The sequence below is a fragment of the Streptomyces sp. NPDC006265 genome (assembly GCF_040613555.1).
Taxonomy (GTDB): Bacteria; Actinomycetota; Actinomycetes; order Streptomycetales; family Streptomycetaceae; genus Streptomyces.
Genome location: NZ_JBEXSH010000550.1, coordinates 1 through 6,041 on the forward strand (window position 1 = coordinate 1; position 6,041 = coordinate 6,041).

General features: G+C 72.6%; 4 protein-coding genes. 3 read left to right on the forward strand and 1 reads right to left on the reverse strand.

All coding sequences use genetic code 11. The features are described 5' to 3' along the window. Window positions 1-2,199: EAL domain-containing protein (locus tag ABZ281_RS33480; protein WP_356661643.1), on the forward strand; the 2,199-nt coding region annotated here is incomplete at its 5' end. A 113-nt stretch (window positions 2,200-2,312) separates the two neighbouring features. Here ABZ281_RS33480 and ABZ281_RS33485 read toward each other — a convergent pair. Further along, window positions 2,313-4,151, reverse strand: a complete 1,839-nt coding sequence (locus tag ABZ281_RS33485; protein WP_356661645.1) for a glycoside hydrolase family 15 protein — start codon at window positions 4,149-4,151, stop codon at window positions 2,313-2,315. Between the two features lie 203 nt (window positions 4,152-4,354). Between ABZ281_RS33485 and ABZ281_RS33490 the strand changes: the two genes are divergently transcribed. Further along, window positions 4,355-5,095 (forward strand): glycosyltransferase, encoded by a 741-nt coding sequence (locus tag ABZ281_RS33490; protein WP_356661647.1) that lies wholly within the window; start codon window positions 4,355-4,357, stop codon window positions 5,093-5,095. A gap of 6 nt (window positions 5,096-5,101) precedes the next feature. Continuing rightward, a partial coding sequence (locus ABZ281_RS33495; protein ID WP_356661649.1) for a glycosyltransferase family 4 protein occupies window positions 5,102-6,041 on the forward strand: 940 nt, incomplete at its 3' end.

The window sequence follows — 6,041 nt, forward strand, 5'->3', positions numbered from 1 at the left end:
CTCGCGGCGCGCCCGCTCCACCGCAGCCTGCTCACGCCGGACGGCGTCCCGCGCGGCCCGCTGCGCTACCTCCCGGCTCAGCCGCCGCTCAACCTTGCCCGTGAGCGGAAGCTGCGGACCGCCATCGCCGCGCTGGCGGCTGCGGAGAGCCCGGCTCAGGTCTCCCGGTGCTGCGAGGCGGCGGTCGCCGCACTGCTCGGGCCGCACGTCCCGCACGGATCCCTCCTCCTGCCGGCCGGTGAGGTTCCCGCTCCCCCATCCGGCGCCGGACACACCTCCCTGCTGCTGCCCGTCGACCGGCTGCCGCCCGGCGTCGCCGCGCGACTGGCCGGTCTGCCCGCCGCCCTCGTCTGCTCCTCGGCCTGGCCGGGCCCCGCATCCGGCCGCGCGGGCGTCCTGCTGGCCGCCGGACCGCAGCGCCGGCTCGTCGAGGCTCGGGCAGCGCTGGAGACCCTCGCCGCACACACCGGGACGGAGGCACAGCGCGCCGGACTCCGGCTCGATCGCACTCACCCGGCGGGCGAGGCGTACTTCCGCGCCCTCCTGAGCAGCACCTCGGACGTCGTCCTGGTCCTCGACGCCGACGCGGCCGTCCGCTACGCCAGCCCTTCGGCACCGACCCTGTTCGGTCGCAGCGAGGTGACGGGGACCGCGCTGCGCAGTCTGGTCGACCCGCAGGACCGGGAGCGGGTCGACCGGGCACTGTCCGCACTGGACAGCGATCCGGGCCGGGACGTGTATGACCATTGGGGGGTGCGCGGGCCGGGCGGGCGCACCGAGGTGGAGGCCCGCTGCCGCGACCTGCGGGCGGACGGGGCCGTCGCGGGACTGGTCGTCACCCTGCGGGACGTGACCGAGCAGCGGAGGCTGCAGTACGAGCTGTCCCACCGGGCGTCCCACGACCCCGTCACGGGCCTGCCCAACCGGGCCCTGCTGCTGGAGCGCATCGGCAGGGCCCTGCTGCGCGACCGCCGGGAGTCGCCCCTGGCCTGCGTCCTCTTCATCGACCTGGACGATTTCAAGACCGTCAACGAGACCCTGGGGCACGCGGCGGGCGACCGGATCCTCAAGGCGGTGGGCGAGCGGCTGTCGCAGACACTGCGGCACACCGGCACCGCGGCGCGGCTGGGCGGCGACGCGTTCGCGATCCTGATGGAGGAGGCCCGGCAGCCCCAGGACGCCGAACTGCTGGCACAACAGGTGATCCGGGTACTGGACCGTCCCTTCCGGCTGCCCGGCGGGGGCACCATCGGCATCTCAGCCGGCGTGGGGGTGGCCACCGCCTGGGACAGCACCGACCCCGACGAACTGCTGTCGTGCGCCGGACTGGCCGTGTACGCGGCGAAGTCCGCGGGGAAGCGGCAGTGGCGCCGCTTCGTGCCGGGGCTGCGGGTGCGGGTCACCGAGCGGCACGACCTGCGGGCACGCCTGGACCGCGCGATCTCCCGGGAGGAGTTCGCCCTGCGCTACCAGCCCGTCGTGGACATAACCGGGGGCCAGGTCATCGGCTTCGAGGCGCTGGCCCGCTGGCCGCAGGGCCGGTGCGGGCCGGTCTCACCGGGGCAGTTCATCCCGCTCGCCGAGGAGACCGGCCACATCACGCCCCTGGGCGCCTGGGTGCTGCGCAACGCCGCCGCCGACATGGCCCGGCTGCAGCGGACGGCCGGCCGGGCCGTGGCACCGTACATCAGCGTCAACGTCTCCGGCCGTCAGTGGCAGGACGCGGACTTCCTGGGGGAGGTGAGCAAGGCCGTCGAGACACCGGGCCTCGCCCCCGGCTCGCTCCAGCTGGAACTCACCGAGTCCGTGCTGGTGAGCCGTGACGACCGGCTCATCCGGTCGCTGAAGGAGCTGGGCGTACGGATCGCGGTCGACGACTTCGGGACCGGGTTCTCCTCGCTGCGCTACCTGCGCGACTTCCCCGTCGACGCCCTCAAGCTCGACAAGACGTACATCGACGACATCCCGCGGGATCCCCGGCAGGCCGCACTGGTCCGGGGCATCGTGTGCCTCGCCAGGACGCTCGGGGTGCAGATCATCGCCGAGGGCATCGAGCAGCGGGGGCAGCGGGACCTGCTGACCTCCATGGGCTGCCGGTTCGGGCAGGGTTTCCTGTTCGCACGGCCCTTGACGGTGGAACAGAGTGCGGTCGCACTGCGGAAGCGCTACGGCGGCTGCGCGGGTCCGACGCTCCGGTGAGCGCCCCGTCCACGGGAGCAAGAGCGCCCCGTCCACGGGGGCAATGGGCTGCCAATGGGCTGCCCCCGTCCACGGGCAATGGGCTGCCCGGGACGGGGGCACGGGGCAATGGGCTACCCGGGGACTGCCGAACGCCTCGGCAGGCCCCGGCGCGTCTGGGCCGCGGACAGGGCGAACGCCGTCTCCGCCAGCGCGAGATGGCTGAACGCCTGCGGGGCGTTGCCCAATTGACGTCCGGTGTCCGGGTCCCACTGCTCCGCGAGCAGTCCGACGTCGTTGCGGATGGCGAGGACGCGCTCGAAGACCTGTCGGGCGTGCTCGGTGTGACCGTCGGCCGCGAGGGCGGCGGCGTACCAGAGGGAGCAGGCCACGAACGCGCCCTCGCCGCCGGGCGCGCCGTCCGCTCCGTCCCCGTCGTGCGCGTAGCGCCGCAGGAAGCCCCCGTGGTCCAGGTGGCTCATCGCCCGTACGGTGCCGCGCACCCGGGGATCGGAGGCCGGCAGGAAGCCCAGTCTGGGCATCAGGAGGCCGGAGGCGTCCAGGTCCGGCGAGCCGTAGGCCTGCACGAACGAGTGCTGTCCGGCGTCCCAGCCCTCCCGCAGGACCTGTCGGCGCACCTCGTCCCGCATGGCGCGCCATTCGGCCGAGGAGCCGTTGCGGCCGAGGAGTTCCCCCATGCGTACGGCGCGGTCGGCGGCGACCCACGCCATGACCTTGGAATGGACGAACTGGCGCCGCGGCCCGCGCACCTGCCACAGCCCCTGGTCGGGTTCCCGCCAGTGCCTGAGCAGCCATGCCATGAGCGCCTCGACCAGGCCCCACACGTGCGCCGGCATGGGTATGCCCGCCCGCAGGGACAGGCAGAGCGTGTCCATCACCTCGCCGTAGACGTCCAGCTGGAACTGGCCGACGGCGTAGTTCCCGAACCGTACCGGCTGCGAGCCCTCGTAGCCGGGGAGCCAGGGCGCCTCGGTCTCCGGCAGCAGGCGCTGGCCGCCGACGCCGTACACGGCCTGCAACTGGCCGGGGTCACCGGCGATGGCCCGCACCAGCCAGTCCAGCCAGGCCGTGGCCTCGTCCCGGTAGCCGCTGCGCAGGAGGCAGGACAGGGTGAGGGTGGAGTCGCGCAGCCAGCAGTAGCGGTGGTCCCAGTTGTGGTCGCCACCGATACGGCCGGGCAGTGAGGTGGTGGGGGCGGCGACGATGCCGCCGGTGGGGGCGTAGGTGAGGGCCTTGAGGGTGATCAGCGAGCGCACCACGGCTTCCCGCCACGGCCCCTGGTAGCGGCACTGGCCCGCCCAGCGGCGCCAGAAGTCGACGGTCTCCTTCAGCGCCGTCTCGGCGGGGACGGACAGCGGCGCGGGCGGATCGGGCCGGTGGGACGGCGACCAGGCCAGCGTGAGCGCCAGCCGCCGCCCGGCGGGCACGGTGAACTCCCAGACGGTGGCGTCCGTGTCGCCGAGCGTGGTCACCGGCCCGTCGGCGCCGAGCCAGACCGCGTCGGGCCCGGCGACCGCGACGGTGCACTGCCCGGCGTCCCGGACCCAGGGCACCACCCTGCCCTGGTGGAAGCGCAGCCGCAGTTCACTGCACATCCGCACGGCCCCGGACAGCCCCTCGACCACGCGGACGAGGCAGGGCAGCTGGGTGCGCGGGGGCATGAAGTCGGTGACGCGAACCGTTCCGTCCGGGGTCTCCCACCGGGACTCCAGCACCAGGGTGTCCTTACGGTAGGTGCGCTCCGCGCAACGGTCGGGGCGGATGCCGGTGGATGCCGCGCCCTCGGGGGCGACGCGCCAGCAGCCGTTGCCGCTGTCGCCCAGCAGCGCGGCCAGACAGGCCGGTGAGTCGAAGCGGGGCAGGCACAGCCAGTCGACGGAGCCGTCACGTCCGACCATGGCCGCGGTCTGCAGATCGCTGAGGAGGGCAAAGTCCTCGATCGGTACGCTCATGATCACCGTCCTCCGCCGTCCCGCGACGGACACTATTTGATGTTTACGGCGTATACGTACATCGTCGCCCGGTCGAACATGCCCGTCAACCCTTGCCCGATCCCACTTGACGCATCAGGGCAAATCGACACAAGATACTCGTATACGTCGTAAACATACGGCGACGCACCAGCGCCGCCGGATCACGACGGAGGTGAACTCCTGTGCACACACGCGAGGGGATTCCCGCGAGTCTCAGGCGCCCCCCGGTCGAGCTGGAGATCGTCATCCCCGCCGTCAACGAGGAGCGCCGCCTGCCCCGCACCATCGGGACGACGGTGGACTACCTCCGCGGACAGGTGTGGTCGTCGGCCGTCGTCGTGGTCGACAACAACTCCGTGGACTGCACCAACGACGTCCCGGAACGCTTCGACAGCCCTCATACCCCCGTCCACGTCATCGGCTGCAGCGAACCCGGCAAGGGCGCCGCCGTGCGCCGGGGCATCGTCACCTCCACGGCCCGCTTCGTCGGGTTCCTCGACGCCGACAACGCCACCCCCGTCGAGACCCTCGGCAAGGTGCTGCCTCTGCTCCGGGACGGCTGCGCCGCGGTGATCGCCTCACGGCACGTCGACGGTTCCCGGTTCGAGGTCGAGGAGTCGGCGCTGCGCCGCTGCGGCGGCTGGATGTTCCGGCGGCTCACCCGCCTGACGCTGCCGGACATCGCCGACACCCAGTGCGGCTTCAAGTTCTTCGACGGGCGCCTCGCCCGGGAGGCGGCGGCGACCTGCCGGGTGGACGGCTTCGCCTTCGACGTGGAGATGCTCGCCCGCATCGTGCGGGCCGGCGGCACGGTCGTCGAGGTCCCGGTCGCCTGGACGGACATGCCCGGATCGACGTTCTCAGCCCGACGCGACGGCATTCGCTCCATGGCGGACGTGCTGCGCATCTCCCTCTCACGGTGACTGTTCATGACTGCACTCGAGCATCTTGCCCGGACCAACGTACTGTTCCTCAACTGGCGTGACCCCGCCCATCCGCAGGCCGGCGGGGCAGAGGCGTACTGCTTCGAGATCGCCCGGCGGCTGGCCCGTTCGGACGCACGCGTGACCCTCTTCGCCGCGCGCTTCCCGGGCTCCCGGGCCGCCGAGTGGGCCGACGGCGTGCGCGTGCTGCGCGGCGGGGGCACCTACGGCGTCTACGGCGCCGCGTCCCTGCATCTGCTGAGGAACCGTCACACCTACGACGTGGTGGTCGACTTCCAGAACGGCATACCGTTCTTCTCACCCCTGTTCACCCCGCGCTGGACCGCGGACGTGTGCGTCATCCACCACATCCACCAGAAGCAGTTCGACCTCTTCTTCCGGTGGCCCATGAACACCGTCGGGCGGCTGCTGGAGAAGCAGATCAGCCGCATGGTGTACCGCGGGCACGCCATCGTCGCCGTCTCTCCTTCCACCCGGGAGGGTGTCCGCGCCGAGCTTGGCTTCCGCAACCCCGTCTACCTGGTGCCCAACGGCAGCCCGCGCCCGTCGTCCACGCCGGTCGTCCGCGCCACGACGCCGACTCTCGCCGTCGTCACCCGGATGACACCGCAGAAGCGGGTCGACCTGCTGCTGCGGGCCCTTCCCGCGCTCCGCGAACGGTGGCCGGACCTGCGGGTGGAGCTGGCCGGGGACGGCGGCGAACTGCCGAACCTGCGCGCGCTCACCTCCACGCTCGGCCTCGACGCGACCGTCACGTTCCACGGTCACGTCAGCGAGGAACGCAAACAGGCGCTGCTCGGCGGCGCGTGGCTCACTGTGGTGCCGTCCGTCGCGGAGGGCTGGGGCCTGACCGTGATCGAGGCCAACTCCATGGGGACGCCCGCCCTCGCCTTCGACGTCCCCGGCCTGCGCGACGCCGTGCGTG

What these genes read in the sequence shown, in the direction of transcription:
- ABZ281_RS33485 (WP_356661645.1), bottom strand. Translation starts at nt 4,151, where the DNA reads ATGAGCGTACCGATCGAGGACTTTGCCCTCCTCAGCGATCTGCAGACC.